This is a genomic window from Penaeicola halotolerans (genome assembly GCF_016464625.1).
In the GTDB taxonomy this organism is placed as follows: domain Bacteria; phylum Bacteroidota; class Bacteroidia; order Cytophagales; family Cyclobacteriaceae; genus Penaeicola; species Penaeicola halotolerans.
Window position 1 is genome coordinate 1 of the sequence record NZ_JAEAGO010000211.1, and the last position, 237, is coordinate 237.

Here is a 237-nt window from a genome sequence, read left to right on the forward strand (position 1 = left end):
ATGATCGGGCGGATAGTAGGAGGTATAGTGTCTTGAGCTAGAGCAAATGTACCAAAATTTCTCATTTGAAATTTAATTTTATCTCCGACCCATGTTCCCCCTATAAATGACTTACTGCCATTTGTTCCTATCTTGTAAACATGTGTTTTGTTTTGATTTTCTATTCGTTCAAGTGGCGTGTAAATGTCCTCTAGATTACCATTGAGTGGGACGGATTCTTCATGAATAGTGAATTCT

At 37.1% G+C, this 237-nt stretch carries 1 pseudogene; it reads right to left on the reverse strand.

Going from position 1 to position 237, the window contains the following annotated elements:
* A pseudogene (locus tag I5349_RS14050) lies at nucleotides 1-237 on the reverse strand (M23 family peptidase); the annotation flags it as partial.